The sequence below is a fragment of the Pseudomonas sp. 18175 genome (assembly GCF_050432925.1).
Lineage (GTDB): Bacteria > Pseudomonadota > Gammaproteobacteria > Pseudomonadales > Pseudomonadaceae > Aquipseudomonas.
The window spans coordinates 15,435-41,782 of the sequence record NZ_JBKFTO010000020.1; the positions used below are offsets into that span (position 1 = coordinate 15,435).

A 26,348-nucleotide genomic window follows, 5' to 3' on the forward strand; every position below is an offset into this window, starting at 1 on the left:
GAAGGACTCCCTGTAATGGATTTTGAGTGTTAAGTGATGGTACAGCAGCAGGTCTGCCGCCATCGGGGGCAAGCCCCCTCCCACAGTTGATCTCCATATGTCTGATAGATCTCGATCTGCTCTGGCTCTGGCTCTGGCTTTTGATCTTGATCTTAGGCGCCCCGTTAACCACGCTGGCCGAACGCAGGCTTGAATCCGTGGGTAACCCGGCAGGACGCCGGGTTAGCCGTCCTGGGCCAAGGATGGCCCATGACGGCGGCCCACGGATTCAAGCCGGAGAGAGGGCACACCGAGCCTAGGCGAGGTGCCGAGTGGTGGGGCAAGAGCCCTTTGGTTACTTTGGGCTGGGCCGGCATTCCGGCTCTTTTCCAAAGTGACTCGCCGTAAGGGCGAAACCAATATCAGCCGTTACCCAAATAACGGATATGTACACCAAACAAACGCCATCAAAATCAATCCCCTCCCACAGTTGAAGGTGCGCCGCTATCATGTTCCCCTTTCGCCCCACGCCCCAGGAAGTCCCCATGCCCACCCTCACCCTGCGCAACGCCCTCCCCGCCGACGCCGTCCGCTGCTTTGAAATCGAAACCACCGCCTACGAAGGCGACGAGGCCGCGACCCTGGAGAAGATCGCCACGCGTATTGCGCTGTACCCCGAGGGCTTTTTGATCCTGGAAGCCGATGGCGAAACCGTGGGCTTTATCAACGGCGGCTGCGCCCATGAAGTGGTGATGTCAGACGAAGCCTTCAAGGAGCTGGTAGGCCATTCGGCCGACGCGCCAAACGTGGTGATCATGTCAGTGGTGGTTGACCCCGCGCACCAGGGCAAAGGCTATTCCACCACGCTGATGACCGCGTTTGTGCAGCGCATGCGTGACATGGGCAAGCAAACCATTCACCTGATGTGCAAGGACCAGCACGTGCCGCTGTACCAACGCATGGGCTATCGCTATGTGCAGCCGTCGGCGTCGGACCATGGTGGGATGGCGTGGCATGAGATGGTGATGGATCTCTAACAGCCCCCTCGAGAAGGAACCTCTGCGTGCAAACCCCAACACCCCTGACCTTTCAACAAACCCTGAAAAAGAACCTCAAGCGTGTGCTCAAGTTCTGGGCGCCGCTGAGCGTGATCTTCGCGGGGCTCGGCACCCTGCTGGGCTTCTACACGCTGTCCACCTATGCCACGGCCATCGGCCGCCCGGACCTGATGGCCGCCGCGCTGGAGGCCAAGTCGGCGCTGATTCCGTGGCTCGCCACGGTGATCGGCATGCTGGCCGCGTACCTGTTTATCCTGCTGTCCACCACGGTGCTGTTCGGGCTCACGGTGTCGCTGTTCAACGATGCGTCCTCGCAGCAGCACAAGCTGGTGGGCATTCTGTTGCTGCCGGTGCTGGCGGGGATCGTTGCGTTGCTGTGGCAGGTGTTTGAAGGCCCGGAACTGGATGATTGGGACAGACTTTTCTGGAGCCTGGGCTGGCTCGCCATTGCGCTGCCGGTGATGTTGGCGTTCCGATCCTTCCGGTATGCCGTCGACGCCTGCGCCACCCTGGCGAGCCCGCGCAACCCGCGCAGTTGGCCGCTGCGGGTGTGGTTCATGGTGATGGTGTCGTTGCTGCTGACGGCCACGGTGATCTCTGCCGTGTTCCCCGCCAGCCTGATCCTCAAGGCCTATATCGGCGAAGACACGCCAGAAGCGGTCAACCGCCTGAAGTACATCTCGATGTTCGCCGCCACTGTCACCCTGCTGCCGGTGGTGGTGTTCTACGTGAGCAAGGCCGACCTGTTCAAGCGCCTGAGCCTGGGCCTGCTGGCGGTGATCGTGACCGGGCTGATGGTGATCGGCATTTCGCCGGGAAGCCCCGCTGCCATCGTCTATGCCGCAGCCCAGGTCATGAACGTGCGCGACCCGGCACCCGCGCACTTCATGCTCACCAAAACCTACGCCAAGGAAGACTTCGACCCCTCGGTATGGGGCACTGTCGAAACCGTGCGCGCCCAACCCGTGGTGTCAGCCTTCCCACTGTTCTCCTTCGGCGATGTGCTGTTGCTGTGCCCCACCAGCCTGGCCAACAAGGGCCGCAAGGAATGGCCATCGCAATCGGCCTACTGCGTGCTCACCCAAAGCAGCACCGCCATTCGTATGCCGAAGAAGGCACAACCGGCAACCGCCTGCCCGCCAACCACAGGAAAAGGATCACCTGAATGTTCATCGGACGCCTCGCCCACCTGACCGGCTGCACCCCGAAAGCCATCCGGCTGTACGAGCAGATGGGCTTGATCAACACGCCCCAACGCAGCGGCCGTTACCGGGTCTACGACGCGCACCACGTGCAAATGGTGCAGCTGATCCGCAAGGCCCAGTCGGCAGGTTTTACCCTGGCGCAAATGGGCCCGTTGATCACGGTCAAAGAGGCTTTAAAGGCGTTCCCGCTGGAAATGGCCAACGCGGCCATCGACACCAAGCGCCTGGACGTGCAGGCAAAAATCGATGAACTACAGGCATTGGACCTGCATTTGGTCGCGCTCAAGGGGCAGATGAATGCGATGTTCAGTCCTCATACGGTGCAACCGCGCACCTGTCCAGATACGCAAGCGCCTCACGCAGCGCATGCTGCGGCGGACGCGGGTTAAACCCCAACTCGGTCCGGGCCTTGCTGAGGGTGTATTCCTGCCGCACACCGTGAAACAGGCGAACCTGGCTTTGCATCAACTGGGCCGGTTGGCCCGTGAGGTCTGCCCGGCGCTCGTGCAACCAGGCGATGCCCATCAGCAACCAACGCGGCGCTGGGGGTGGCAGGCGACTACCCAGCAAATCAACCACATCCGCCAAGGATGACGAATGCTCATTGGCCAGAATGTACCGCTGGCCCGAGCGACCCTTTTGCGCGGCGCGCAGCATGCCGTCTGCTACGTCGCGCACATCGACAAAATTGAAATGAAACCCAGGGTCCAGGGGCATCTTGCGGTCCTTGACCGCTTGCAAAAAACCAAGGGTGTCGGTGAGGCGGCCAGCGTTCGGCCCCACCATTGCCGAGGGTAGTACCGAGACCATCCATAGCCCCAAGGCATTGGCGGTTTGCCAGGCCATGTGCTCACTGAGGATTTTCGAGCGGTAGTAGGCGTTCTCGGTTTCCTGGTTCCACTGGGTTTCGTCCAGCGCGCTGCCGTCATGCCCCACCGCCGCCACCGAGCTTACATAGACCACCCGCTTGACGCCCGCACGGCTGGCCGCCTGCAACACACAGCGGGTGCCTTGCACATTGGGCTGCACGATGTCTGCCTCGGGGTGCCTGGCCCAATGCTTGAACACCGCCGCCACCTGGAACAACACCTCGACCCCTTGCAGCGCCTTGAGCAACGCGGGTTCGTCCTGCAACTCGGCGTAGACCAACTCACACTCAAGCCCGGCGAACGGCGCCGTCTGGCTAATATCACGCACACCGGCGCGCACGCGGTGGCCGTGTTTGAGCAGGGTTCGCACCAGGGTATTGCCCAGGTGCCCATTGGCGCCCGTGACCAGACACAACATACCTTTCGCTCCTTTGGCCGTAGAAAAACTCCGCGCACTGCCCGGCGAAAAAAGCATAAAGTCTGCCCCACGGGACAGAGTCAAGATCTAGAACGACAAGGAATCGAGCACGATGCAAAAACCCCTGATTGAAGTCAGTGACCAACGCGACCCACAAGCTGAATGCATCCTCGGCGACGGCCTGGCCGCGTTCAACGCGCAAGCCACCGGCTACCACGACCGCCTCCCCTTGACCGTACTGGTCAAAGACCCAAACACCCAACAAGTGCTGGGCGGCATCACCGGCCGTAGCGCCTTCGGCATGGCCTTCCTCGACCTGTTCCACCTGCCCGACTCACTACGCGGCTCGGGCCTGGGCAGTCAGTTGCTGCAAGCCTTTGAAGATGAAGCCCGGCGCCGGGGTTGCTTGAGTGCAGTGCTGTACACCATCAGCTTCCAAGCGCCGGGGTTTTATGAGAAGCGGGGTTGGGTGCGCTTTGGTGAAATACCCTGCGCACCCGAGGGCAGCAGCCGGGTGTTTCTGTCCAAGGTGCTGTGACGCGCTACCAACTGCCGGAAGCGCCGCCGCCACCGCTGGAACCACCGCCGCCCGAGGAACTGCTGCTGGAGCTGGAACGACTGGACCCCGAACTCGAGCCGCCGCTCGAACCCGAGCCCGAACCCGTGCCACTCTGGATAAACACAAACAACGCGGCGAACGAAGCCATGGGGATCGCCACCAACCAGTCCTGGGCCGTGCTGCCGAGCAGCATGCCCGCGACGCCATAAATCAGTGCGACCGCCAGCAAGCGCAGGAGGAAAAACGTCGGGCTGTTTTTCCAGGACTCCTTGATCAGCAAGAACAGCAGCAGGTACAAGCCCAGCACCACCGCGCCGCCCAACGGGTACGCCAGCCAGTGGATAAGGTTGACGTCGACGTAGTGATCCGCAACGAGCACGCCAGCGATATAGGCCAGCAAACCCAGCACAGTGTAGAACGCCGTACGAGCCATCCACAGCGCACCAAAAGTGGCGCCACCGATCAGCGCCGTCAGCGGCACCACCAGCAGGTACACCGGCCATTCCCGCCCGCCGACGTAAATCGCCAGCAGTACCGTCACTGCCACCGCCGCCATCAAGGCGCGGCGCCATTTCAGGGTGCCGGAGGCCATCAGCACACCCCCGACGCCACCGAACACAAACGCCAGCAGCACGGCAATGGCCCCGGCTGGAAAGCCAGGTGCAGCAACTTCAGGCAAGTCGCCGCCATCGACCAGCACCACCAGGTCATCGACGCCCTGGGAGACGCCCGCCGCGTAGTCGCCCTGGCGAAACGCAGGCGTGATGTGCTCCTCAATGATGCGATGGGCCAGCAAGTCCGTGACCGTGCCTTCCAGCCCGTAACCCACTTCGATACGCACCTTGCGATCTTCCTTGGCCACCACCAGCAGGATGCCGTCGTTGACGTCCTTGCGCCCCAGTTTCCAGGCGCGGAACAGTTGGTTGGCGTAGTCCTCGATGCTCACGCCGCCGGTGGTTGGCACCATCAGCACGGCCACTTGGGCGCCTTTGCGCTGTTCCAGGTCGGCAAGTTGGGTTTTCAGACGGGTGGTGGTGCCGTTATCGAGGGTGTTGGTGAGGTCGATCACCCGTTGGTCGAGGGCGACGCCAATCGGCGAAGGGTCCGCGTGGGCCGTACTCGACAGGCCGATAACCAGCAGCGCCAGCAGACTCAAGACCGATTGCCGCAAAATCGCCATCATGCTTTGTTACCTGAAGTTTCTCCCTGAAGGCGCCGACTTTACCCCATCGGCGCTATAACGCGTGACCCCACGCCGTTGACTATCTAAACTCCCCGCACGCATAGCAAAACGCCATAACCGAGAAGCCCATGGACTTACGCCAACGCAACAATATCAGTGTGATGGGCAACGGGGCCTCGACCCTGGTGTTTTCCCACGGGTTTGGCTGCAACCAGGCGATGTGGAATTACCTCGCGCCGCACTTTTCCGAACGTTTCCGTGTGGTCATGTATGACCTAGTGGGCGCCGGTCTGTCAGACCTCAGTGCCTTCGACAAGGCCAAATACAGCGCGCTGGACGGTTATGCCCGCGACCTGAACGAACTGATTGACGCATTTGCCCAAGGCCCGGTGATCCTGGTGAGCCACTCGGTGAGCGCCATGATCGCCACCCTCGCCGACCGCCAGGCCCCGGGCCGCATCGCCGCCCATGTGATGATCGGCCCGTCGCCGCGCTATATCGATGCAGACGGCTACACGGGCGGCTTTAAGCTCGCTGATATCCAGGACCTGCTCGACACCCTCGACAGCAATTACCTGGGTTGGTCCAGCGCCATGGCCCCGATGATCATGGGCGCCCCTGACCAACCGGCGCTGAGCGTCGAGCTGACTGGCAGCTTCTGCCGCACGGAACCGGAGATCGCCAAGCAATTTGCACGGGTGACCTTTATGTCGGACAACCGCCAGGACGTCAGCGGCCTGACCACCCCGGTGTTGATCCTGCAATCGAGCGACGACTTGATCGCCCCCGTGGCGGTCGGCGAATACCTGCACAGCGTATTGCCCAACAGCACCTATTGCCTGGTGGAGAATATTGGCCATTGCCCGCACATGAGCGCGCCCCAAGCCTGCGCGGACGCGATGCACACCTTTCTTGCACCCTGGGCCACAGCCGATGCCCGTTGACTTGTTCAACAATGCTGCCTGCGCGCTGGCCGTCACCGCAGAGGACGGAACGATCCTGCAAGCCAACGCGCGATTCGGCGAATGGCTCGGGCTGAGCCCTACCGAGCTGTGCGGGCGGCGCTTCCAGGATTTGCTGACCATGGGCGGGCGGATTTTTCACCAGACCCATCTGGCGCCCATGCTGCGTATGCAGGGCAACTTCACCGAGGTGAAACTGGACATGCGGCACAGCGACGGCCGCAAGGTGACTGTGCTGCTAAACGCCATCAAGCGCACACACGCAGGCGAAACGTTTTATGACCTGGCGCTGTTCGGCACCACCGACCGTGACAAGTACGAGCGAGAACTCCTCAACGCGCGCAAGTTGGCCGAGGCGCTGCTGCAAGAAAAAACCGCGACTGAACTCGCGTTGCAGCAAGCCCAGGCCGATCTGAGCGACGCCTATGCCATCGCCCAGCGCCGTGCGATGTTTGCCGAACAGATGGTGGCGATTGTCAGCCACGACCTGAAAAACCCGCTGACGGCGATCCGCATGGCCTCGGACTTTCTCAACCGTGGCGAACGCACCACCAAGGAACGCCAGCTGCTGGGCCACATCGGCCAATCCTCCGAGCGCGCCCAACGCATGATCGCCGACCTGCTGGACTTCACCCAGGCACGGGTCGGCCAGGGCATCACCATCAAGACCGCCCCCGTAGACCTGCATGCCCTGACCCACCAGGCGGTGGATGAACTGCGCGTAGCTTTCCCCAAGGCCACCCTGGAACACCACGCCCTCGGCAGCGGCGACGCCAGCCTGGACGCCGACCGCGTGCAGCAGATCATCGGAAACCTGGTGGCCAACAGCGTGGCGTACGGCGATCTGCAACGGCCGATCAGCATCACCTCACGGCTGGGGGATGGGCAGTGCGAAGTGTCAGTGCACAACCATGGCGCGGTGATTCCCCACACCTTGCTCGCCGGGTTGTTCGAGCCCATGACGCGCGGCACAGACCAGGGCAGTGACGTACGCAGCGTGGGGTTGGGGCTGTATATCGTGCGGGAGCTTGCGAGGGTGCATGGCGGGGATGTGGCGGTGAGCTCCACCGAGCAGGGTGGTACGACGTTCAGTGTGCGCTTTCTTCCGGTGGGCGCTGTCGAGGTTTAGCCAGGCTGCGAAGGCGGCGGCATGCGCGATAGAGATGTTGTGCCTGAACCACCGCTTTCGCGAGCAAGCCCGTTCCCACAGGTGACCGCATTCCAAGCGGGTGTACGCGGTGCAAATGTGGGAGCTGTCGAGCTTTAGCGAGGCTGCGAAGGCGGCGGCATGGGCGATAGAGATGTTGAGCCTGAACCACCGCTTTCGCGAGCAAGCCCGCTCCCACAGTTGATCGCATTTCAAGCCGGTGTACACGGTGCAAATGTGGGAGCTGTCGAGCTTTAGCGAGGCTGCGAAGGCGGCGGCATGGGCGATAAAGATGTTGTGCCTGAACTACCGCCTTCGCGAGCAAGCCCGCTCCCACACTTGATCGCATTTCAAGCCGATGTACGCGGTAAAAATGTGGGAGCTGTCGAGCTTTAGCGAGGCTGCGAAGGCGGCGGCATGGGCGATAGAGCTGTTGAGCCTGAACCACCGCTTTCGCGAGCAAGCCCGCTCCCACACTTGATCGCATTTCAAGCCGATGTACGCGGTGCAAATGTGGGAGCTGTCGAGCTTTAGCGAGGCTGCGAAGGCGGCGGCATGGGCGATAAAAATGTTGGGCCTGAATTACCGCTTTCGCGAGCAAGCCCGCTCCCACACTTGATCGCATTTCAAGCCACTGTACGCGGTAAAAATGTGGGAGCTGTCGAGCTTTAGCGAGGCTGCGAAGGCGGCGGCATGGGCGATAGAGATGTTGTGCCTGAACCACCGCTTTCGCGAGCAAGCCCGCTCCCACACTTGATCGCATTTCAAGCCGATGTACGCGGTGCAAATGTGGGAGCTGTCGAGCTTTAGCGAGGCTGCGAAGGCGGCGGCATGGGCGATAGAGATGTTGTGCCTGAACCACCGCTTTCGCGAGCAAGCCCGCTCCCACACTTGATCGCATTTCAAGCCGATGTACGCGGTGCAAATGTGGGAGCTGTCGAGCTTTAGCGAGGCTGCGAAGACGGCGGCATGGGCGATTAAAGATGCTGGGCCTGAACTACCGCTTTCGCGAGCAAGCCCGCTCCCACAGTTGATCGCATTTCAAAGGATGAACACGATCAACTGTGGGGGAGCTGTCGAGCTTTATTCAGCCAATCCCGAACACACTCCCCTGCATCACCGGTTCCACACTCCCGGTCAACACCACACCGCCCTCACCTGCCCAGTGCACGGTTACTGTCCCGCCATCGCATTGCACCTGCACCGTGTCATCCAGCAACCCCCTGCGAATACCATTGACCACCGCCCCGCAACAGCACGAGCCGGAGCCCAACGGCACACCACCGCCACGCTCCCAGATACGCAGGCGGATGCGGCCACGGTCGAGCACCTGCACAAAATGCACATTGGTCTTGGCCGGGAACAGCGGGTGAATTTCCAGCGCCGGGCCGACGGCCGCTACATCGACAGCATTGATGTCTTCCACAAAAAACGTGCAATGCGGATTGCCCATGCTGCACGCCGCCGGGTCGCCGTCGATGGGCAAATGCTGTGTATCCATAGCCTCGGCCAGCGGCACCGCCGACCAGTCCAGCGAAGGCTCGCCCATGTTCACCGACACTTGTCGCCCCGGCTGCCGCACGCAGGTCAGCAGCCCTCGATCGGTACGTAGCACCACCGAATCATTGCCGGTTTCATGCATCAACCGGTCGGCCACGCCACGGGTAGCACTGCCACACGTGGCCAGCGGTGTGCCGTTGGGGTTCCAGAATTTGATGCGCGCGGCGGCGTCGTCGCAATCGAGTACCACAGCCAGTTGATTGAAGCCGATACCGGTGTGGCGATTGCCCAATTGGCGGGCGATTTTGGCGGTGATGGGGTCATCCAGGCCACGGCGGTCGATAATGATGAAATCGTCGCCATGGGCGTGCATTTTCACGAACTGCAAGGGCATGGGGTGTCCTGTCATCGGCTGGAGTGAGTAGCAGGATACCTTCATCAAATCCTACGCACGCATTAAAAACATCCTACTTATTGATAACCATTATCAACTACCGCTAAACTCCGCGCCCTCCCACTTCCCAGTCTGTGCCCGACCGCACAGTCGCGCGCAGGCAGCTGACTCTCTTGGCGGATGAAAAACTCCAGCTTTACCTGACCCACCGGGCCGCGCTGCTGGACTATGCCGCGCCCATCGTGGGCTGCCGCGCCCGCGCCGAGGACGTGGTGCAGGAAGCCTGGCTGCGTTTCAGCGGCCAGGACGCCCAGGCCGATATTCGCCACCCGGCCAGCTACCTGTACCGCATCGTGCGCAACCTGGCGCTGGACCTCACGCGCCGCACCGCAACCGAACGGGTGCAGCCGGGTGGTGATGAACTGCTCAACGAATTGCCCTCAAGCTCAGCCTCGCCGGAACGCGAAGTCAGCAGCCAGAACGAACTGCAAGCCATCGCCCGCGCCTTGGCCCAGTTGCCCGAGCGCACGCGGCTTGCCTTCGAGATGCACCGCCTGGGCGGCTTCACCCTGCAACAGGTGGCTGCTGAGCTGGGGGTGTCGACCGCGCTGGTGCATCAACTGGTACACGACGCCCTGCGCCATTGCATGGATTGCCTGGAGCCGGACGATGACTGATTTTCTGAAAAAACCCGCGGCTGCCGCGTCTTTTGCAGTCAAGGGCGATTCCATGGGAAGCTGCCCGCCGATTTTTGCCAGCGGAGATGCCCCGTTCATGCCCACCGAGGATTGCGCCAACGCCCGCCGTGACCAGGCGCTTGACTGGCTGCTGCGTGTGCAACAGGCCCCGCAGGATGCGGATTTGCAGGCACAGCTGGCCCGCTGGTGCGCCCTCGACGAGGCCAATGCCAAGGCCTACCGCAAGGCCCAGCGCATGTGGCAATTGACCGGGCAACTGGCGCCGACCACGGCGCCGCAATGGCCCAAGCCGGTCGTGCACGCGATAGCACGCCCGGTTGCGCGCCCACGGCGCACCCGCCGCTGGGTCGCTGCCGCCATCGCCGCCTGCCTGGTCGTCGCCTCGGCACCGAGCCTCCTGCTGCGCTGGCAAGCCGACTACCGCACAGGCTTTGGTGAAACCCGCGACATCACCTTAAGCGACGGCAGCGTGGTGCAACTGGACAGCCACTCGGCCATCGCCGTGGACATCGCCGGCAACCACCGCGACGTGAAGTTGCTCAGCGGCCAGGCGTTTTTCAAGGTGATGCCGGACAAGAGCAAACCCTTTCATGTGTGGACACAGACGTTGCAAGTGACCGTCACCGGCACCGCGTTCAACGTCGACACCCAACAAGACAGCGTCGCCGTGCAGCAAGGCTCGGTCAACGTGAACGAGCGCCAGGCCGGCCGCCCACTCGCCAGCCTGGTGCCGGGGCAACGCCTCACCTACCGCGCCGGGCAGGCCGAACTCAGCGCCTTTTCCCCCAGCCAGGCCGCCGCCTGGCGCCAGGGCCAGTTGATTGCCGATGACTTGCCCATCAGCGACGTACTGGCGCAATTGCGCCGCTATACGCCTGCGATCATCGTGCTGCGCGATAAACAGCTCGGCGCACAACGGGTCACCGGCGTCTACGACCTGCGCAAACCCCAGGCCGCACTGCAAGCGGTGCTGCAGCCCTATGGTGCGAAAGTCACGGCCTACAGCCCTTGGGTACTGGTCTTGAGCAAGTAATTTTGCCTGTTTGAAAAATATTTCATCTTTTTCCTGAAAATTCCCCGCGCTGTCCCGTCTTCTGTCCCGCGCGCAGCAATTGAGATTTATTCGTATTCATTTGACTGGCCGGTCGTTTGACCGGCGCGGGGACTTTTTGCATGACTCACACCCTTCACCGCTTGCCTGGGCAGCGCGGCCCATGGCCGCTGCGTCTTAAAAAAAGCGCCGGCGCAAGCCTGCTCGGCCTGTGCTGCGCCTTGGCCGTGGTGCCCCAGGCGCTGGCCCAACCTCAGGCGGCAGGCGCCAGTTCGGCACGCGGTTTTGATATCCCGGCCCAGCCCCTGGCTGGCGCGTTGATCGCCTTTGGCCAACAGAGCGGCCAGCAGGTGACCGTGGACCCGCAATTGCTCAAGGGCGTGAACTCCCCCGGCGTGAATGGTGAGATGAGCAACGACGCCGCCCTCGCCTACCTGCTGCAAGGCACCGGTATCGGCTGGGGTTACCAGGACGGCGCGTTGATCTTCCATCGCCTGCCCACGGCCGAAGACGGGCCGGTGACCCTGGACAACACCATCGTGCTGGGCTTTACCGAAGAGAACTCATTCCAAGGCGCCACGGTGATCGATCACAAGGCGATCCAGGCGTTCCCCGGTGCCAACGGCGACATCACGACCCTGCTGCAAATGCACCCCGCCGTGCAGTTCAGCAGCGAACAAAAAGCCTCCAACACCCCCGGTGAAATCGACCCGGCCGACATCAGCATCAACGGCGCCAAGTTCTACCAGAACAACTTCATGATCGACGGCATGTCGATCAACAACGACATCGACCCCGGCGCCCACGGCTACAGCGAAACCCGCCAGTTCGACGCCGCCCCCAGCCGCTCCCACGGCATCGCCCTGGACGCCGACCTGCTGGAAGAAGTGAAGGTCTACGACAGCAACGTGCCGGCCGAATACGGTGGCTTCAACGGTGGCGTGGTGGACGCGATCACCCGTCGCCCCAGCCAGGACCTGCACGGCAAGATCTCCTACGCCATGACCCAATCGGCCTGGACCAAGTACCACATCAGCGCCCAGGACCAGGAAGCCTTCGACAACGCGTCCAACGAGCAATATCAGCCCGACTTCAAGAAAACCACGGTGCGCGGCATGCTCGAAGGCCATCTCACCGAAGACTTCGGCGCCATTCTGAGCTTCTCGCAAAAGCGCTCGGTGATCCCGCTCAACCGTTACGTCGACGGCTACACCAGCCCCAACGGCGACAACGAAAAAGACCAGACGCGCCAGCTCGACAACTACATGCTCAAGACCTACTGGAACGTCAACGACCGCCTGAGCCTGGACGCCTCGTTCATCAAGGCCCCGCAGGAAAACACCTATTTCCGCGAGGGCTACATCAACTCCGGCTTCACCAATATCAACGGCGGCTGGCAAGGCTCGCTCAAGGCCGTGTGGGAAGGTGACTCGGCGCGCTGGACCCACACCGTGGCGCTGACCGACCTCAACAGTTCGCGCACCACCGAAGCCTCAGACATGATCGGTTGGTACTACTCCAGCGTAAAAAACTGGGGCATCCCGCTGTCCAACACTTCCCGCAGCGGCGAAGGCTCCTATGGCGACCTGGACCAGACCCAGCGCGGCATCAACTACAAGCTCAAGGCCGAATGGCAAGCCTTCAACTGGGCCGGCGCCGAGCACCAGATCACCGGCGGCATGGAGCTGACACGCAACCAGGCCAACTGGGAACGCAAGACCCAAGCCACCAGCGCCCTGATCGGCAGGCGCGACAACATCGCCACCTGCCTCAACAATGACCCGCTGTGCTCCATCGGCTTGATGCTCAACGGCAACACCCGCCAGTGGGCCAATACCGTCAACGTCTACGGTGCCGGCAAGCTGGACCTGACCGAAAACAAGTATGCGTTCCACCTGCAGGACGCCATCCAGATCGGCAAGCTGGGCCTGCGCCCCGGTCTGCGTTTTGAAGGTGACGACTACATGCAGGACCAAAACCTCGCGCCACGCTTTGCCGGTGACTACGACTTCTTCGGCGACCGCAGCACCGTGCTGGTGTTTGGTGCGAACCGCTACTACGGGCGCAACCTGTTCAAGTATCGCCTCGCTGACGGTCGCCAAGCGTTCAACACCCGCTACACCCGCACCACCCAGGGCGGTGCCTGGACGTCGGTCCAAGGCAAGAACCTGAACAAGTTCTCCGACCTGAACGTGCCCTATGACGACGAGTGGACCCTCGGGCTGGACCAGGTGTGGCTCAACACCGACTTTCGCCTCAAGTATGTGCACCGCGAAGGCAAAGACAAGATCGTGCGCGCCTCCAACCGCGTACTGGGAACGGGCGCCGCGGCCGGCTACGACACCATCTACTACACCTACACCAACGCGGCTTCCAGCGAGAGCGACAACCTCAGCCTGACCATTACGCCCAAGCACGAATTCAAGTGGCTGGGCACCCGCAGCAGCGTGCAGGCGGCCTTTGACTGGTCACGTACCAAAGACGCCTACGGCACCTACGAGGCAGGCGTCAATGACGACCAATTCGCCGATGACGATGTGATCTACGACGGCAAGCGCATGGCCTACAGCGAACTGCCCGCCGGCGACTTCAATCGGCCCTGGACCGCGCGCATGACCACCATTACCGAGATTCCGCAGTTGAACCTCACCGTCAGCAACTTCTTGCGTTATCGCGGCGCCTACGAGCAGATCCTCGCCACCACCGGCACCCAGGTGATTGGTGACGAGACGCTGGCGGTGTACGACTCGGCCAAGGTCAAGGCCGCGCCCACCTGGGACCTGCGCGTCAAATGGGAGATCCCCACCGGCAAGGACCAGGCACTGTTCGCCGCCGTGGACGTGACCAACGTGACCGACCACGTCAACGAGATTCGCGGCAAAACCAGCTCGGTCGTGAGCTATGAAGTCGGCCGCCAATACTGGCTGGAAGTCGGCTACCGCTTCTAACCCCTCACCCGTTTAGCCTGGAAACCCTGATGAACAAGATTCTTGCTGGCCTGCTTGGCCCGCTGCTGCTGTGCGCCTGCGCGTCGCCCGCAACCGAGACGCCGCTGCCCTGGGCCCCGCAAGTGGTGCGCGGGCAATTGGCCAATGGCCTGGAATACCGCCTGGTGCGCGACAGCAGCCAGGCCGGGCGCCTGGACCTGCGCCTGACCGTGCGCGCCGGCTCCGTGGACGAAGACGACGACCAGGTGGGCGTGGCCCATATGCTCGAACACCTGACCTTTCGCAGCCGCGCCGGCAAGGCCGTCGACCTGCGCGCACAAATGACCGAATTGGGCTGGGTACAGGGGCGCAATTTCAACGCAGTGACCAGTTACGACCGCACCCAATACCTGCTCAGCCCCATGGCCGGCAGCACACAAACGCCGCTGGCCCTGGAGAAACTCGCACAACTGGTATTTGCCGGCGATTACAGCGCCCTCGACCTTGAGCGCGAACGCCCCATCGTGATCGAAGAATGGCGCGGTGGCCTGGGGGTGGCGCAGCGCATGAATGACCAGCGCGCCGCCACCCAGCGCGTAGGCTCGCGTTACCCGCAGCACCGCACCATCGGCAATGAAGCGGCGATTCGTACGGCGTCCCTCAGTGCCTTGCAGCGCTTTCAACAGCGTTGGTATGTGCCGAACAATATGATCCTGTCGGTGGTCGGCGACTTCGATCCACAGCAGCTCGAACAACAGATCTCACACGCGTTCGGCGGTCCCGCTGCGCAGGAACTGCCTGAGCGCGATCACCGTGAATTGCCCCTCGACGGCCAGCTGAAAATCTTCCGCCTGCAAGACCCGCAAACCGGCAGCAACCAAGTGTCGCTGCTGTTTCGTCTGCATGAGCCCGACAGCCGTGGTGCCACTGAACAGGCCAGCCGCGAACGCCTGATTGATCGCATCACCCTTTCCGCGCTGTTGGCCCAACTGCGCCTGCAGCCGCTGCAACCCGGTGTGCGCAGCCTGACCGTGCAAAAGACCCTGATTGGCGAACAGTCCAGCGTGCTCGGGGTGGCCGCCGGTGTCGACGGCGCCCATCACGATGAGGCCTTGAAGCAAGTGCTGACCGAGCTTGAGCGCTTGCGCCAACACGGTTTGACCGCCCAGGATTTGCAGCGCGAGCAAGCCAAGTTGCGCCAGTTGGCAGACGGCATGCTGGCCAAGGATGAGTCGCGCACCTTCGAGCAATGGGTAACCTCGCTCAACGATGCTGCCGTGCAAAACCGCCCTGTCGTGGCGCCGCACCAGATTGCCCAACGCACGTTGCGGGCGCTGGACAGCATCGACCTGGCCGCCGTCAATGCACGGCTCACACGCTGGCTCGACAGCCCCGACCAAGTGCTGCAATTGACGGCGCCGGGCAACAGCGTGGTGCGCCTGCCCAGCGTGAAAGAGGTGCAGCAACTGCGCACGACCCTCGCTCAAACCTCGCTGGTTGCGCCGGTTACCGCAGCCCCCGTAGCGCCGCCCAGCATCACCTTCACACCCGCGCCTGCCGGCCAGCCGGGTACGATTGTGGGCAAGCGCGTTTTCGCCGCTGAACAGGTCGAACATTGGCACCTGGCCAACGGCGACCGCCTGGTGTGGCTGCGCCGCAATGCCGAAGACGGCAAGTGGCGCCTGCAAGCCGAATCGGCCGCAGGCTTTAACCGCAGCGACGTGCCCGCCTGGCGCCTGCAAATGGCGGCGCAACTGGGCAGTGCCAGTGGCGGCGAAGGGTTGGAGGCCTGGCGCAAGCAACACAAGGCCACCCTCAGCCTTGAGCACAGCGCCACGCGCTTGCAGTTGAGCGGCACCAGCCCAGCGTCGAGCGAAGCGCTGGCCACACTGCTGCAAAGCTATCGCCAGAGCCAGGTGGGTGCGGTGATTGACGATGAGTTGTTCAGCGAGGCGCGGGATGATTTGCTGTCGCGGGTCAGCACGCGCCCGGATGCCATCGCACAGGCCCGGCGCGAACTGCGCTACGGCGCCGACAGCTGGCAGGGGCCCGATCAAGCCGCGCTGGAGCAACTGCAACCGGGCACCCTGACAGGCGACTGGCAGCACCTGGTGAAGGCCCCTGTCACCTATTACCTGATGGCGGATATCGAGCCGACGCAACTGGACGCTCTGGTGCGTGAGCAACTGGCCAATATCCCCCGTGGCACCGCACAGCCTACTCACCCGGCCCTGCAACAGCCTGGGCAACGCCAGCGCGATATCGCCGTCGCCCTTGAACCTCGTGTGGTGCTGGAAGCCAGCAGTTTCAGCGAGCAACCTTGGACACCCGAAGCCGCCGCCCGTGTTGCCGCCCTGCGTGACCTGGCCAACCAGCAACTCAAGCAGCGCCTACGCGGTGAAGCCTCCGGCGTGTACCGCCTGCGTTTCGACAGCGAACTGAACCCGGACACCCAGCGCATCGAAAGCCAGTTGAGCTTTACCTGCGACCCTCGACGCGCCGATGAACTGTGGGCTCTGGCCCAACAGACCTTGGCGCAACTGGACCGTTCGGTGGATACAAAATGGGTCGCCAGCGCACGCAACGAACTGCGCCGCCAGGAGAAAGCCCGCCTTACCGATCCCGCTACCCAATGGCGCCGCCTGTTGCTTAGCGAACGCCAGTGGCAAGACCCGCGCTACCTGAGCCGCCAGGCGCGTTTGCCGGATGGCCTGCGTATCGAGTTGATCAAACCCTTGGCCAGCCAAGTATTCCCAACGGCCAACCAGGTGTTGCTGCGCGTACTGCCCAAGGCGGACGCCCAGTGAAAAGCCTGCGTACCTTCTACCGCCTGGCCGCGCCGTTTTGGCGCCAGGGCTCGCAATGGCTGGGCTGGCTGATGCTGGCCGGTATCATCGGCATGGGCTTGTTGATCGTGCAGATCAACGTGCTGATCAATGCCTGGAGCAAGACCTTCTACGACACCCTCGGCGAGTTCGACACCGGAGCCTTGTACGCGTTAATGGGCCGCTACGTGGTGTACCTCAGCGCCTACGTGCTGATCGTGGTGGCGCTGGACTGGGTGCGCAAAGCCCTGGTATTGCGTTGGCGCCAGGCCATGACCGCGCAGTTCACCCAGGCGTGGCTGGCGGACCAGGCGTTCTATCGCCTGGGCCTGGCCGGTGAGCCGGACAACCCCGACCAGCGCATCGCCGAAGACGTGAACATCGTCGCTGACCTGAGTGTGGAGTTGGTGGCCTCGTTCATCATCAACATGGCCCAAGTAGGCGCGTTCATGAGCATCCTGTGGCAGCTGTCTGGGGTGCAGACGTTCACGGTGGGTGGCTACAGCATCACGCTGTCGGGCTACCTGGTGTGGATTGTGTTGCTCTACACCCTGGCGGGCAGCTTGATCACCCACTGGGTCGGCCGCCCGCTGCACCGGTTGAATGTGGATCGCCAACACTTTGAAGCCGACTTTCGCGCCAGCCTTTTGCGCAAACGCGAGCATGCCGAACAGATCGCCCTGTACCGTGGCGAAGCGGTGGAGCGCCAACACTTGGCCGAGCGTTTCCAGGCCATCGCCGGCAACTGGCGCCAACTGATGGGCCGCGAGCGCAACCTGAGTTTGTTCACCGTCAGCTATGAACGCGTGAGCCTGATCATCCCGGTGTTTGCCGCCCTGCCCGCCTTTCTGGCCAAGACCATCACCTTGGGCGGCTTGATGCAGATACGCAGTGCCTTCGGCGCGGTGCAAGGCTCGCTGAGCTGGTTTATCAAGCTGTACCCCAAGCTGATGCACTGGAGCTCGGCGGTGGAACGGCTGGGGCAGTTCGAACAGGCCATCGCCGCCAGCCGCTGCCAGGCCAAGGCGCCGGTGATCGGCGATTGCCTGTGCGTCACCGGCCTGGACGTATTGCGCCCGGACGCCGGAGTGTTGCTGGGGGATGTGTCGGTGCAAGTAGCCCAAGGCGAATGGCTGTTGATTGCCGGACGCAGTGGCATCGGCAAATCGACCTTGCTGCGCACCCTGCAAGGTATCTGGCCGTACTGTCGCGGCGGCTGGCAACTGCCGCCGGGGCGCAGCTTGTTACTGCCGCAGAAGCCTTATTTGCCAAGCATGCGGTTGCGCAACTTGCTGGCGTACCCGGCGGTCGAGGTACCGAGTGCGGTGCGGTTGATGGCGGTATTGCAGCAGGTGGGGTTGGCTGGACTGGTGCGCCGCCTGGATGAGCAAGCGGAGTGGGCGCGGGAGTTGTCCGGCGGTGAACAGCAACGCATTGGCGTGGCACGGGCGTTGTTGTATGCGCCGGATACGTTGTATCTGGATGAAGCGACGAACCAGTTGGATGAGGGGAGTGCCGAGGCGTTGCTGGTGTTGCTGCGTGAGGAGTTGCCCAATTGCACGGTGATCGGCATCAGCCATCAGGCGGCATTGGTAGCACTGTTTGACCGAACCTGGTCTCCCAACTAAAGACTAAACGCGGTCAAATGTGGGAGCTGGCTTGCCTGCTCCCACAGTTAGAGCACACTCCCCATCGCCTTAATCAACACCAAATCCCGCCCATAAATATCCGGCGCATACACCAACCCACCCTGGCGGTCGACCTCCACCGTCCAATAACTCAACAGCACCGGCACCGGCGTGGCCAGCCTGAATTCGTGGGTCACGCCGGTAGCCAACAGCTCATCGGTACGCGCCCGCTCGGCCGGGGTCACCAGCAGGTCGCGCAGCAGCAACGGCTGTTCAACCCGCACACACCCCGAACTGAACGCCCGTGGCCCCTTGGTAAACAACGGCTGGCTCGGGGTGTCATGCAAGTACACCGAGTACGGGTTGGGAAAGCGCATCACGATCTTGCCCAACGGGTTGCGCGGGCCGGCTTCCTGGCGCAGCAGGATATTGCCGGGGCGCGCCCAGTCGATTTGCTCGGGGGCCAGCGGGTGGCCCTCGGGGTCGAGTACTTGCAGGTTTTGCTGGCGCAGGTACTCGGGGTTCAGGCGGATCGCCGGGAGTTTGTCCTCGCGCATGATGGTCGGTGGGATGGTCCACGTCGGGTTAAGCGTGAGCCGGGTGATGCGCGACTTGAGCAACGGCGTCTGGCGCTCGGCGCGGCCGACTTGCAGGCGGGTTTGCCACACGGGGATGCCGCTCTGGTACACGCTCAATTGCGCGGCGGCAACGTTGACCAGCACGCCTTCGGGTTCCAGGTCCTGGGCCAGCCAGCGGAAGCGTTCGAGGTTGATGCGCAGTTGTTCGCGGCGCACCGTCGGGCTGATATTCAGCTCCGCTACGGTGCCGGCGCCAATCACGCCATCGGCCTGCAACGAGTGGCTAAGCTGGAAGGCCTTGACCGCCTTGACCAGCTCATCGCGGTATTGCTTGCCGCTGGGTGCACTGGACAGGTAGCCGCCATTGACCAGCCGGCGCGCCAGTTCCGGTACGCGCGGGTCTTCCATGCCGGGGCGCAGCAACGGGCCGCTGGCGACCGGGTCCCAGTGAGGGAGCGGTTGCAGGCGCACGGTGGAATAGGCATTGCGCAGGCTGCGGTAGAGATCGGCGCTAGGGCGCGCCTGGTCGAACGCTTGGGCCATGTCTTGCAGGCCGGTGGCGGCGAAGGCCAGCACCTCGACGCTGGGGTCACGGGCCGGCGGCTGGGAATGCCACAACGGTTCGAAACGCGATTGTTGCAGGCGTCCGTAGTGCAGATCCTGCAGGGCTTGCAGGTACTGGCGGCTGCTGTCGATATCGCTGCACAGCACGTTGGCCGTGGCGTCTGGTGTAGGCCGGCTATAGTGGGTGGGGTCCAGGCCGTCATCGACGAGCATTTGCAGTTGCGTTTGCAGGGCCTGGCGACGTTCGTCGGCGGCCCACAGCGGCGTATCGCCCTGCTGCTGATAGAACGCCTGCAAGCGCAGTAGCGCGGCGTCATCGATGTGCGGCGCCAGGCCTGGGCAAACGCTGGGCAGCGCGGCAAGGGCCTGTTGCACAGGATTGGGCGATGCAACGGCCACTGGCAGCTCGTCGGCTGTCGCGACCAGTGGTGCAACGAGCAGGCAAATGCTCAAGTAACATGCGTGTTTTTTGAACACTTGGCTTAACTCCAATCCGCAGCGGGGGGATGTACTGCAGATGCTGACTTTTTTGTGCCGGCTTGGCCTGGCTACCATGACTCTGGCGTTATTGAGCCATTCTGCGCTCGCCGCCACTGGTAACCCTCCTTCTTTGTATAGCAGCCTGGCGCGCTCGGCTCCAGAACTCAATCCCACTGTACTCAAAAGCGCCCTGAGCGCGGTGCAGTGTGCCGTCAATAATGGCGAAGAGCGTTCCGATCGCCTAGCGGTGATTGACTACTCCCAGCCATCGACCGCCCGTCGGCTGTGGATCTTCGACCTGCGCAAGAAGACCCTGGTGCTACGTGACCTGGTGGCCCATGGCGCCAAGTCCGGGGAAAACTTCGCCACCGAATTCTCCAATCGCGAAGGCAGCCACCAGTCCAGCCTGGGCCTGTTCCGCACCCAGGAAAGTTACCTGGGCACCCACGGCTACTCGCTGCGCATGGACGGCCTGGAGCCAGGGTTCAACGACCAGGCCCGCGACCGCGCCATCGTGATCCACGCCGCCGACTACGTAAGCCCCCTGTGGAGCAAGCGCGAAGGCCGCATCGGCCGCAGCCAGGGTTGCCCGGCCGTACGCCCGCAAGTGGCGCGCCAGGTGGTAGACAAACTCAAGGACGGCCAGTTCATGTTCTCGTGGTACCCCGACCAGCACTGGTTGAAGTCCTCGACGTACCTCAATTGCAAACCCCAACAGGTGGCGAGTAGTCGTACAATCCGTGGCGGATAGCCTGTCTCCCTATATAAAAGACAGATAAAAGAGAACGACGCATGCTTCTACATAAGTCCACCTGGATCGAGATCGGGCAGTTTCTGGAGCGCAGCCGCACGGTCGTGATCCCCATCGGTTCCAACGAACAGCACGGCCCCACCGGCCTGCTGGGGACCGACTGGATGTGCCCGGAAATCATCGCCCATGAGGCACAGAACAACGCCGACCTCCTGATCGGCCCGACCTTTAATATCGGCATGGCCCAGCATCACCTGGGCTTTCCCGGCACCATTTCCCTGCGCCCTTCCACCTTTATCGCCGCGATTGGCGACTGGGTGCGTTCGCTGGCCGGGCATGGTTTCGACAAGATCCTGTTTCTCAATGGCCATGGCGGCAATATCGCCACGATTGAAGCGGCGTTTTCCGAGCTGTACGCCGAAGCCAGCTTTGCCCGTCGCCCGGCCGGGTTTGCCTTGAAGCTGGTGAACTGGTGGGATCTGGACGGCGTGAGCGAACTGGCCCACCAGCAATTCCCCGTGGGCCACGGCAGCCATGCCACGCCGTCGGAGATCGCGGTGACGCAATGGGCTTATCCGGATTCGATCAAGACTGCCGAATACTCGCCGCAGATCGCCAATACCGGGCCGATCCGCGAGGCGCTGGATTTCCGCGCGCGTTTCCCGGATGGGCGCATGGGCTCGGACCCGGCGCTGGCGACGGTGGAGAAAGGTGGGGAGTTGGTGAGATTGGCCGCGCAGGGATTGGTTAAAACCGTCAACGCGTTCAGCAACGAAGCCAAACCCTAGCCTTACACCTATCCAAATGTGGGAGGGGGCTTGCTGTGGTGAGGGGGCTTGTCCCCCGACGGGTTCGCTGATGAACTAAATGGGGCTGCTTCGCAGCCCAGCGCGGGGCAAGCCCGCTCACCACAGCAAGCCCCCTCCCACATTTAGCCTCGTGTGTTACTTACATTCCTGGGCAGCCAGTTCTAGCCGCGACGGCGTGAGCGCCGACGCCAACGGCTTACGCTCATACAAAAACACCTTGCCGCCATCCTGGGCCTTATAGACCTCCAGCACATCATCGGCGGCGATCTTGCTGGTCAACACCACCTTGGCGTGACGCGAGTTCTGGGTCACCACCGAGGTGATCCCGTGTTTTTCCAGCTTGGGCAGCACGCACTGCACGTAAGCTTCAGGCGCCTTGTTGGTCTGCAAAGTCAGGGTCGGCGCATTGGGCGCGGACACACAACCGGCCAGCAATACGGAAGCAAAGGCCAGGGCCGGTACGAAAAAAGAACGCATGAAAAAATCCTGAAGATAAAGATAAAAGTTCACATCAACCCGCCCGAACCAACGCTTTGAGCGACACATCAAACTGCTTCAAGGCGTCGAGTTGAACGTCGCGCTGCTGCTCAATCTGCGCGGCAATCTCCGGTGCGGCCTTGTCATGCACCCACACCGACGGCACTTGCTTGTGCACCGAACCTTCGGCCTTGGCGATGTATTGCAAGTGCGCGTCATAAAACCGCGCAATAAAACGCGCCTCGACCACATCGTTACGCTGGGTCAGCAGTTGGTTATGGGTATCGAGCATCACCACCACATCGGGGTGAGCCTGCACCAGGGCGTCCAGGTTGTCGTAGACCGTCACCGACAAAAAGGCGCCTTGCAGCGAACTCATCAGCCAATCAATGGCCAGTTCCGGGTCGGAACTGCTGACGAACGCCTGACGGATGCGCCCATCGAGGGCATCCTTGGCGCCATTCAAGGCCATGTCGTGGTAGCGTTCAAGGTAGCTGAGGTTGTCGCGGGTGTTATCGCTGAGCAATACACCCACCGACTGCGCATGTTGCAGGGAGTCTACGCTACCGTCGATAGGTAGCAAATGGCTACTATGCAATTCATCCGCAATTGCCCCGTTGTTGATGGCCACAGTGCCAAGCATCAACATCATTAGACCAAGCTGGATAATCGTCCTCATCACGCATTTCCTTGAACAGCGTCTCGATGGGGTGATTTTCCGCTCAAGACCCAAAAAACAGAACTTGCGATCCGTGATGGTGACTATTATCTGAACCGATAGTGCACCCATAAAACCTATAAGGACCCGCTATGAAGCCCCACCAGAAAACCTTCGACCGCATCCGCGAAGCCGTCTTGCCAGAGTTTCGCGAGCGGGTCGCCGATTACCTGGTCGACTATGAAAGCGTGCTGCAGGACACGACGGCCAACGCCGACCAGGTCATCGCCAGCGCCCAACAATTGCGCGGTTACCTGCGTGGCTTGAACACCACGCGGGTACTGGGCATGGCTGATTGGGAAGACCTGGACCGCCGCGTGGCCCAGGAATGGCTGTAAAAACCTAGAGCGCAGGACGCGTCAGGTTCACCCATTCCTGCACCGATGGCCGCTGCCACTGGCGCTGCGCGTACTCCACCAGTTCGGCGGGTACGTTGTCGCCGTTGAGGATCAGCCGATTGAGCATCACGGCCAGGTCCACATCGGCAATCGACCACTCGCCGAACAAGTACGCCGGGCTCCCCGCCAAGAATGCCTGCGCCGCACTGATCAACTTCGCGGCCGCCACTTCGGCCTGGGGCGACAACGGCGGCATCTTCTGCCCGTAGAACACCACCAGCGTCGAACGCTCCTGGCGAATCGGCAGCAGGTCACTGCGCAGCCAGGCCTGCACCTGCCGCGCCCTCGCCCGCTGCTTGGCATCGGCCGGGTAGATCGGCGTGTCGGGGTAAGTTTCTTCCAGATACTCAGTGATCGCCGAAGACTCCGACAGCGCAAAGTCGCCTTCCACCAGGGTCGGTACGCGCTGGGTCAGGGACAGCTTGGCAAAGTCGGCCGTCTGGCTTTGCGCGGCGTCCAGGTCCAGGGTCAAGGTATCGAAGGCCAGGCCTTTTTCCCGCAGGGCCACAAATACCGACATGGCATAGGGGCTGGTGAACAGACTATCGACGTACAGGCGCAGCGCAGGTGGGTTCATGGCGGGTCTCCTTGAGTGAAAGCCCACGCTACGAGATCTGCGGCGAGAAAGACAATGGCAGGTTTTTATAGGGGCATTCCGGTTGGGAATAGCCCCACATTCGGACCTGCGTCGCGGTCTAGAAGTCGACAGTGGCCGACACTTTCACAGTACGCGGCTCGCCCTGAGTCAGGTAGTTATTGGCCGTTGAGGCCGATGCCCAGTACGCCTTGTTCGCCACGTTCTCGACATTGGCCCGCAGGGTGATGTACTTGTCATCGGCCTTGAAACCGTACCGGGCACCGAGGTCGACGCGGGTCCAGGCCGGGATGTCCAGCGTGTTGGTGGCGTTGACGTACTCAGCACCGGTGCGCAGCATCCTCGCACTGACAGCGGCGCCTTGAAGGCCGGGAATATCCCAGTCGGCACCGACGTTGAACTGATAACGCGGCACACCCGCCGCACGGTTACCGTCGGTGGCGCCGTTGGAGGTGTTCTTAAGCTCGGTACGCATCAACGTGGCGCCGGCCAGCAGGCGCAGGCCGTCAACGGGTTCGCCGAATACGTTCAACTCCACGCCCTTGTTGATCTGCTTGCCATCGACGTTGAAGGTCCGCGTACCATTGGGGAACTGCGGCGTGACGCTGTTGGGATTGTTGTTGGTCGCGCTGTTGGGCTGCTCGATGCGGTACACACCCAGAGTGGCGCCGACGTTGTCCCAGTCAAGCTTTACCCCGGCTTCGGTCTGTTTGCTGCGGTTCGGCGGGAACACATCACCGCTGTTGGTGATATCGGCGGCCGTCGGCACTGTAGGCCCCTGGGCCAGGCCTTCGATGCGGTTGGCGTAGAACGACACGTGCTCCCACGGCTTGATCACCAGGCCATACACCGGCGTGGTGATCGACTCCGCGTAGTTGGCGTTGCGCACCCCTGTGGTGGTGTTCCAGGCATCCACTTCGATGGTCTGGCGACGCACGCCCAGGGTCAGCAGCACACGGTCATCGATAAAGCCCAAGGTGTCGGACACCGCCGCACTCTTGATACGGTTCTTGCCCACCACTCGCGGGTCGTGAATATCGCTGCCGAAATAGGTCACGCTCGGGCGCGGGATCTGAATCGGGTTGTACAGGTTGCCCGGCTGGCGGTTGGCTTGCAGGATCGCCTCGAACGCCGAGCGCTGTTCACCCCAGATGCCCGACAGGCCGACGTTCATCTGGTGGGTCACTGGCCCGGTGTTGAAATGCCCGTTCAAGCCGGCCATGGCGCTCTTGTTGTCTTCATCGTGGGGTGAATACAAGAACCCGACCCTCCCGGCGCCGTTGTTACCCACATACAACGACGAGTACTCACCGTTTTCCCGCGTGTGCTTGGCGCCGCCGCCCACGTAGGCGGTCCAGCTTTCATTCAGGTCATATTCGGCATTGAACATGCCGTAGGTGTCTTCCAGCTCCGACCAACTCCAGTCTTGGGCATAGTTGTGCTTGGCCGACGGCGCCTTGGGCACTTGGGTGCCGTTGGGGTAGACCACCGAGCGGCCGTTGTTGATGCGCTCTTTCTGGTAGCCGAAGTCGGTGGACACCCGCAGGCGGTCGCCCCGGTAGTCCAGGGCCACGGCGATCAGTTGGGAGCTTTTGAATTCGTCATCGATGGCCGTGTCGCCGCCATGCTTGGCCAGGTTGACCCGTGCGCCGAAGCGGTTGTCTTCGCCAAAGCGTTGGCCCAGGTCCAGGTGCCCACCGGTCTGCCCGCCGCTGGCCGCATCCAGGGTGACGCTGCGAGTAGCAACGTCTTCAGCACGCTTGGGCACCAGGTTGACGCTGCCGCCAATCCCCGAACCGGCTGGCGGCACGCCGTTGACGAAAGCGTTGGGGCCTTTGAACAATTCCACGCGTTCCAGCGCTTCGGTGGTGATGATCTGCCGTGGCAGCACGCCGTACAGGCCGTTGAAGGCAATGTCATCGGTGTTCAGCGGCAGGCCGCGAATGGTGAACACCTGGGAAAAGTTGCCGAAGCCTGAGGATTGGCGCACGGACGCATCGTTGAGCAATACATCGCCCACGGTGCGTGCCTGCTGATCGGCGATGGTCTTGGCGGTGTAGCTGACCACACTGAACGGCACATCATTGATCGAACGGCTGCCCAATACGCCAAGGCGCGCCGAACGCGCCACCTGACCGCCGCCGTAGGTGTCGGCCTGCGCACCGCTTTCGCCGCTGATGGTGGTCGCCCCCAGCTCCACCGCATCACCGTTGGCTTGGGGCACCACGGTATAGCCACTCGCGCCGGTGCTTTGCAGGGTATAACCACTGCCCTGCAGCAACTGCATAAAGCCTGATTGCGCGGTGTAGCTGCCCTGCAAGCCGGGGCTCTGCTGGTCGTTGAGCAGCTTGGAGTCAAACGACAGCGGCACCCCCGACAACGCCGCAAACTGCGCCAATACATTGCCCAACGGCCCCGGCGCAAGGTTGTAGCTGCGCGCTGCGCTGGTGGACGCCGCCTCTGCGGCCTGCGCGCAATGCAACGGCACGATTGCGGCCAGGGCAACGGCCAGGCTCAGGGCCTTCAGGGGGCGGATGGGGTGTGGGGTGAAGGTCATGGGCATTCCTGTCGGCGC

The 26,348-nt window shown here is 62.4% G+C and carries 22 protein-coding genes; 14 read left to right on the top strand and 8 right to left on the bottom strand.

Translation table 11 applies throughout. The annotated features are described in order from the left end of the window. Positions 1 to 524: 524 nt before the first annotated feature. Genes ACLD1Y_RS23410 through ACLD1Y_RS23420 form a run of 3 tightly spaced genes read left to right on the top strand, consistent with a single transcriptional unit; the run spans position 525 to position 2,631 of the window. The gene (locus ACLD1Y_RS23410) at positions 525 to 1,016 is read left to right on the top strand and encodes a GNAT family N-acetyltransferase (RefSeq protein ID WP_429480161.1); all 492 of its coding nucleotides are present in this window, start codon (positions 525 to 527) and stop codon (positions 1,014 to 1,016) included. Positions 1,017 to 1,042: 26 nt separating this feature from the next. Beyond that, positions 1,043 to 2,230, top strand: a complete 1,188-nt coding sequence (locus tag ACLD1Y_RS23415) for a hypothetical protein (RefSeq protein WP_429480162.1) — start codon at positions 1,043 to 1,045, stop codon at positions 2,228 to 2,230. Further along, the gene (locus tag ACLD1Y_RS23420; protein ID WP_429480163.1) at positions 2,203 to 2,631 is read left to right on the top strand and encodes a MerR family transcriptional regulator; all 429 of its coding nucleotides are present in this window, start codon (positions 2,203 to 2,205) and stop codon (positions 2,629 to 2,631) included. The genes ACLD1Y_RS23415 and ACLD1Y_RS23420 overlap by 28 nt, the downstream gene beginning before the upstream one ends. Here ACLD1Y_RS23420 and ACLD1Y_RS23425 read toward each other — a convergent pair. After that, a complete protein-coding gene (locus ACLD1Y_RS23425; protein WP_429480164.1) occupies positions 2,549 to 3,529 on the bottom strand; it encodes an NAD-dependent epimerase/dehydratase family protein in 981 nt (326 codons plus the stop codon). The two genes, ACLD1Y_RS23420 and ACLD1Y_RS23425, sit on opposite strands and share 83 nt — an antisense overlap. Before the next feature lie 112 nt (positions 3,530 to 3,641). Here ACLD1Y_RS23425 and ACLD1Y_RS23430 point away from each other — a divergent pair, with 112 nt between their 5' ends. Continuing rightward, positions 3,642 to 4,067: a GNAT family N-acetyltransferase gene (locus tag ACLD1Y_RS23430; RefSeq protein ID WP_429480165.1), complete on the top strand. Its 426-nt coding sequence runs from the start codon at positions 3,642 to 3,644 to the stop codon at positions 4,065 to 4,067. Positions 4,068 to 4,071: 4 nt separating this feature from the next. Here ACLD1Y_RS23430 and ACLD1Y_RS23435 read toward each other — a convergent pair whose 3' ends face one another. Next, complete coding sequence (locus ACLD1Y_RS23435; RefSeq protein WP_429480166.1) at positions 4,072 to 5,271, bottom strand: TPM domain-containing protein; 1,200 nt, start codon at positions 5,269 to 5,271, stop codon at positions 4,072 to 4,074. A 128-nt stretch (positions 5,272 to 5,399) separates the two neighbouring features. Here ACLD1Y_RS23435 and ACLD1Y_RS23440 point away from each other — a divergent pair, with 128 nt between their 5' ends. Beyond that, positions 5,400 to 6,215 carry an alpha/beta fold hydrolase gene (locus ACLD1Y_RS23440; protein WP_429480167.1) on the top strand — a complete coding sequence of 272 codons (816 nt, stop codon included), beginning with the start codon at positions 5,400 to 5,402 and terminating at the stop codon, positions 6,213 to 6,215. Beyond that, positions 6,205 to 7,362 carry a PAS domain-containing sensor histidine kinase gene (locus tag ACLD1Y_RS23445; RefSeq protein WP_429480168.1) on the top strand — a complete coding sequence of 386 codons (1,158 nt, stop codon included), beginning with the start codon at positions 6,205 to 6,207 and terminating at the stop codon, positions 7,360 to 7,362. Before ACLD1Y_RS23440 ends, ACLD1Y_RS23445 begins: the two co-directional genes overlap by 11 nt. A gap of 1,105 nt (positions 7,363 to 8,467) precedes the next feature. Here ACLD1Y_RS23445 and dapF read toward each other — a convergent pair. Further along, the gene (gene dapF / locus ACLD1Y_RS23450; RefSeq protein ID WP_429480169.1) at positions 8,468 to 9,274 is read right to left on the bottom strand and encodes a diaminopimelate epimerase; all 807 of its coding nucleotides are present in this window, start codon (positions 9,272 to 9,274) and stop codon (positions 8,468 to 8,470) included. 173 nt (positions 9,275 to 9,447) lie between these two features. Between dapF and ACLD1Y_RS23455 the strand changes: the two genes are divergently transcribed. From ACLD1Y_RS23455 to ACLD1Y_RS23475, 5 genes are all read left to right on the top strand, one after another. Then, entirely contained in the window at positions 9,448 to 9,951 is a 504-nt protein-coding gene (locus tag ACLD1Y_RS23455) for a sigma-70 family RNA polymerase sigma factor (RefSeq protein WP_429480170.1), read from the top strand. Continuing rightward, positions 9,944 to 11,005, top strand: a complete 1,062-nt coding sequence (locus ACLD1Y_RS23460) for a FecR family protein (RefSeq protein ID WP_429480171.1) — start codon at positions 9,944 to 9,946, stop codon at positions 11,003 to 11,005. Before ACLD1Y_RS23455 ends, ACLD1Y_RS23460 begins: the two co-directional genes overlap by 8 nt. A gap of 140 nt (positions 11,006 to 11,145) precedes the next feature. Then, positions 11,146 to 13,971 (top strand): TonB-dependent receptor plug domain-containing protein, encoded by a 2,826-nt coding sequence (locus ACLD1Y_RS23465; RefSeq protein WP_429480172.1) that lies wholly within the window; start codon positions 11,146 to 11,148, stop codon positions 13,969 to 13,971. 29 nt (positions 13,972 to 14,000) lie between these two features. Next, positions 14,001 to 16,757 carry an insulinase family protein gene (locus ACLD1Y_RS23470; protein WP_429480173.1) on the top strand — a complete coding sequence of 919 codons (2,757 nt, stop codon included), beginning with the start codon at positions 14,001 to 14,003 and terminating at the stop codon, positions 16,755 to 16,757. Next, positions 16,754 to 18,403 carry an ABC transporter ATP-binding protein/permease gene (locus ACLD1Y_RS23475; protein ID WP_429480174.1) on the top strand — a complete coding sequence of 550 codons (1,650 nt, stop codon included), beginning with the start codon at positions 16,754 to 16,756 and terminating at the stop codon, positions 18,401 to 18,403. Before ACLD1Y_RS23470 ends, ACLD1Y_RS23475 begins: the two co-directional genes overlap by 4 nt. Positions 18,404 to 18,450: 47 nt before the next feature. Here the strand turns inward: ACLD1Y_RS23475 and ACLD1Y_RS23480 are convergent, their stop codons facing one another. Continuing rightward, positions 18,451 to 20,022 carry a L,D-transpeptidase family protein gene (locus ACLD1Y_RS23480; protein ID WP_429480175.1) on the bottom strand — a complete coding sequence of 524 codons (1,572 nt, stop codon included), beginning with the start codon at positions 20,020 to 20,022 and terminating at the stop codon, positions 18,451 to 18,453. A gap of 40 nt (positions 20,023 to 20,062) precedes the next feature. Here ACLD1Y_RS23480 and ACLD1Y_RS23485 point away from each other — a divergent pair, with 40 nt between their 5' ends. Both ACLD1Y_RS23485 and ACLD1Y_RS23490 read left to right on the top strand, forming a co-directional pair. Further along, the gene (locus ACLD1Y_RS23485; protein ID WP_429480176.1) at positions 20,063 to 20,776 is read left to right on the top strand and encodes a murein L,D-transpeptidase catalytic domain family protein; all 714 of its coding nucleotides are present in this window, start codon (positions 20,063 to 20,065) and stop codon (positions 20,774 to 20,776) included. A gap of 41 nt (positions 20,777 to 20,817) precedes the next feature. Next, the gene (locus ACLD1Y_RS23490) at positions 20,818 to 21,564 is read left to right on the top strand and encodes a creatininase family protein (RefSeq protein ID WP_429480177.1); all 747 of its coding nucleotides are present in this window, start codon (positions 20,818 to 20,820) and stop codon (positions 21,562 to 21,564) included. Between the two features lie 156 nt (positions 21,565 to 21,720). Here the strand turns inward: ACLD1Y_RS23490 and ACLD1Y_RS23495 are convergent, their stop codons facing one another. Then, entirely contained in the window at positions 21,721 to 22,062 is a 342-nt protein-coding gene (locus ACLD1Y_RS23495) for a hypothetical protein (protein WP_429480178.1), read from the bottom strand. Between the two features lie 34 nt (positions 22,063 to 22,096). After that, on the bottom strand, positions 22,097 to 22,741 hold the full coding sequence (locus tag ACLD1Y_RS23500; RefSeq protein ID WP_429480179.1) for an ATPase: 645 nt from the start codon (positions 22,739 to 22,741) through the stop codon (positions 22,097 to 22,099). 131 nt (positions 22,742 to 22,872) lie between these two features. On the opposite strand from ACLD1Y_RS23500, the gene ACLD1Y_RS23505 reads away from it, so the two are divergent. Then, a complete protein-coding gene (locus ACLD1Y_RS23505; protein WP_429480180.1) occupies positions 22,873 to 23,118 on the top strand; it encodes a hypothetical protein in 246 nt (81 codons plus the stop codon). A gap of 4 nt (positions 23,119 to 23,122) precedes the next feature. On the opposite strand, the gene yfcF is transcribed toward ACLD1Y_RS23505, so the two are convergent. Both yfcF and ACLD1Y_RS23515 read right to left on the bottom strand, forming a co-directional pair. Beyond that, positions 23,123 to 23,755, bottom strand: coding sequence for a glutathione transferase (gene yfcF, locus ACLD1Y_RS23510; RefSeq protein ID WP_429480181.1), 633 nt, complete (start codon positions 23,753 to 23,755; stop codon positions 23,123 to 23,125). A 118-nt stretch (positions 23,756 to 23,873) separates the two neighbouring features. Beyond that, positions 23,874 to 26,330, bottom strand: coding sequence for a TonB-dependent siderophore receptor (locus ACLD1Y_RS23515; RefSeq protein WP_429480182.1), 2,457 nt, complete (start codon positions 26,328 to 26,330; stop codon positions 23,874 to 23,876). Positions 26,331 to 26,348 lie beyond the last annotated feature (18 nt).

Bases quoted from the DNA above. Each gene is read 5' to 3' on its own strand.
- ACLD1Y_RS23410 (WP_429480161.1), top strand. From the start codon at position 525: ATGCCCACCCTCACCCTGCGCAACGCCCTCCCCGCCGACGCCGTCCGC.
- ACLD1Y_RS23420 (WP_429480163.1), top strand. From the start codon at position 2,203: ATGTTCATCGGACGCCTCGCCCACCTGACCGGCTGCACCCCGAAAGCC.
- ACLD1Y_RS23425 (WP_429480164.1), bottom strand. From the start codon at position 3,529: ATGTTGTGTCTGGTCACGGGCGCCAATGGGCACCTGGGCAATACCCTG.
- ACLD1Y_RS23430 (WP_429480165.1), top strand. From the start codon at position 3,642: ATGCAAAAACCCCTGATTGAAGTCAGTGACCAACGCGACCCACAAGCT.
- ACLD1Y_RS23435 (WP_429480166.1), bottom strand. From the start codon at position 5,271: ATGATGGCGATTTTGCGGCAATCGGTCTTGAGTCTGCTGGCGCTGCTG.
- ACLD1Y_RS23440 (WP_429480167.1), top strand. From the start codon at position 5,400: ATGGACTTACGCCAACGCAACAATATCAGTGTGATGGGCAACGGGGCC.
- ACLD1Y_RS23445 (WP_429480168.1), top strand. From the start codon at position 6,205: ATGCCCGTTGACTTGTTCAACAATGCTGCCTGCGCGCTGGCCGTCACC.
- dapF (WP_429480169.1), bottom strand. From the start codon at position 9,274: ATGCCCTTGCAGTTCGTGAAAATGCACGCCCATGGCGACGATTTCATC.
- ACLD1Y_RS23460 (WP_429480171.1), top strand. From the start codon at position 9,944: ATGACTGATTTTCTGAAAAAACCCGCGGCTGCCGCGTCTTTTGCAGTC.
- ACLD1Y_RS23465 (WP_429480172.1), top strand. From the start codon at position 11,146: ATGACTCACACCCTTCACCGCTTGCCTGGGCAGCGCGGCCCATGGCCG.
- ACLD1Y_RS23470 (WP_429480173.1), top strand. From the start codon at position 14,001: ATGAACAAGATTCTTGCTGGCCTGCTTGGCCCGCTGCTGCTGTGCGCC.
- ACLD1Y_RS23485 (WP_429480176.1), top strand. From the start codon at position 20,063: ATGCTGACTTTTTTGTGCCGGCTTGGCCTGGCTACCATGACTCTGGCG.
- ACLD1Y_RS23490 (WP_429480177.1), top strand. From the start codon at position 20,818: ATGCTTCTACATAAGTCCACCTGGATCGAGATCGGGCAGTTTCTGGAG.
- ACLD1Y_RS23495 (WP_429480178.1), bottom strand. From the start codon at position 22,062: ATGCGTTCTTTTTTCGTACCGGCCCTGGCCTTTGCTTCCGTATTGCTG.
- ACLD1Y_RS23500 (WP_429480179.1), bottom strand. From the start codon at position 22,741: ATGAGGACGATTATCCAGCTTGGTCTAATGATGTTGATGCTTGGCACT.
- ACLD1Y_RS23505 (WP_429480180.1), top strand. From the start codon at position 22,873: ATGAAGCCCCACCAGAAAACCTTCGACCGCATCCGCGAAGCCGTCTTG.
- yfcF (WP_429480181.1), bottom strand. From the start codon at position 23,755: ATGAACCCACCTGCGCTGCGCCTGTACGTCGATAGTCTGTTCACCAGC.
- ACLD1Y_RS23515 (WP_429480182.1), bottom strand. From the start codon at position 26,330: ATGACCTTCACCCCACACCCCATCCGCCCCCTGAAGGCCCTGAGCCTG.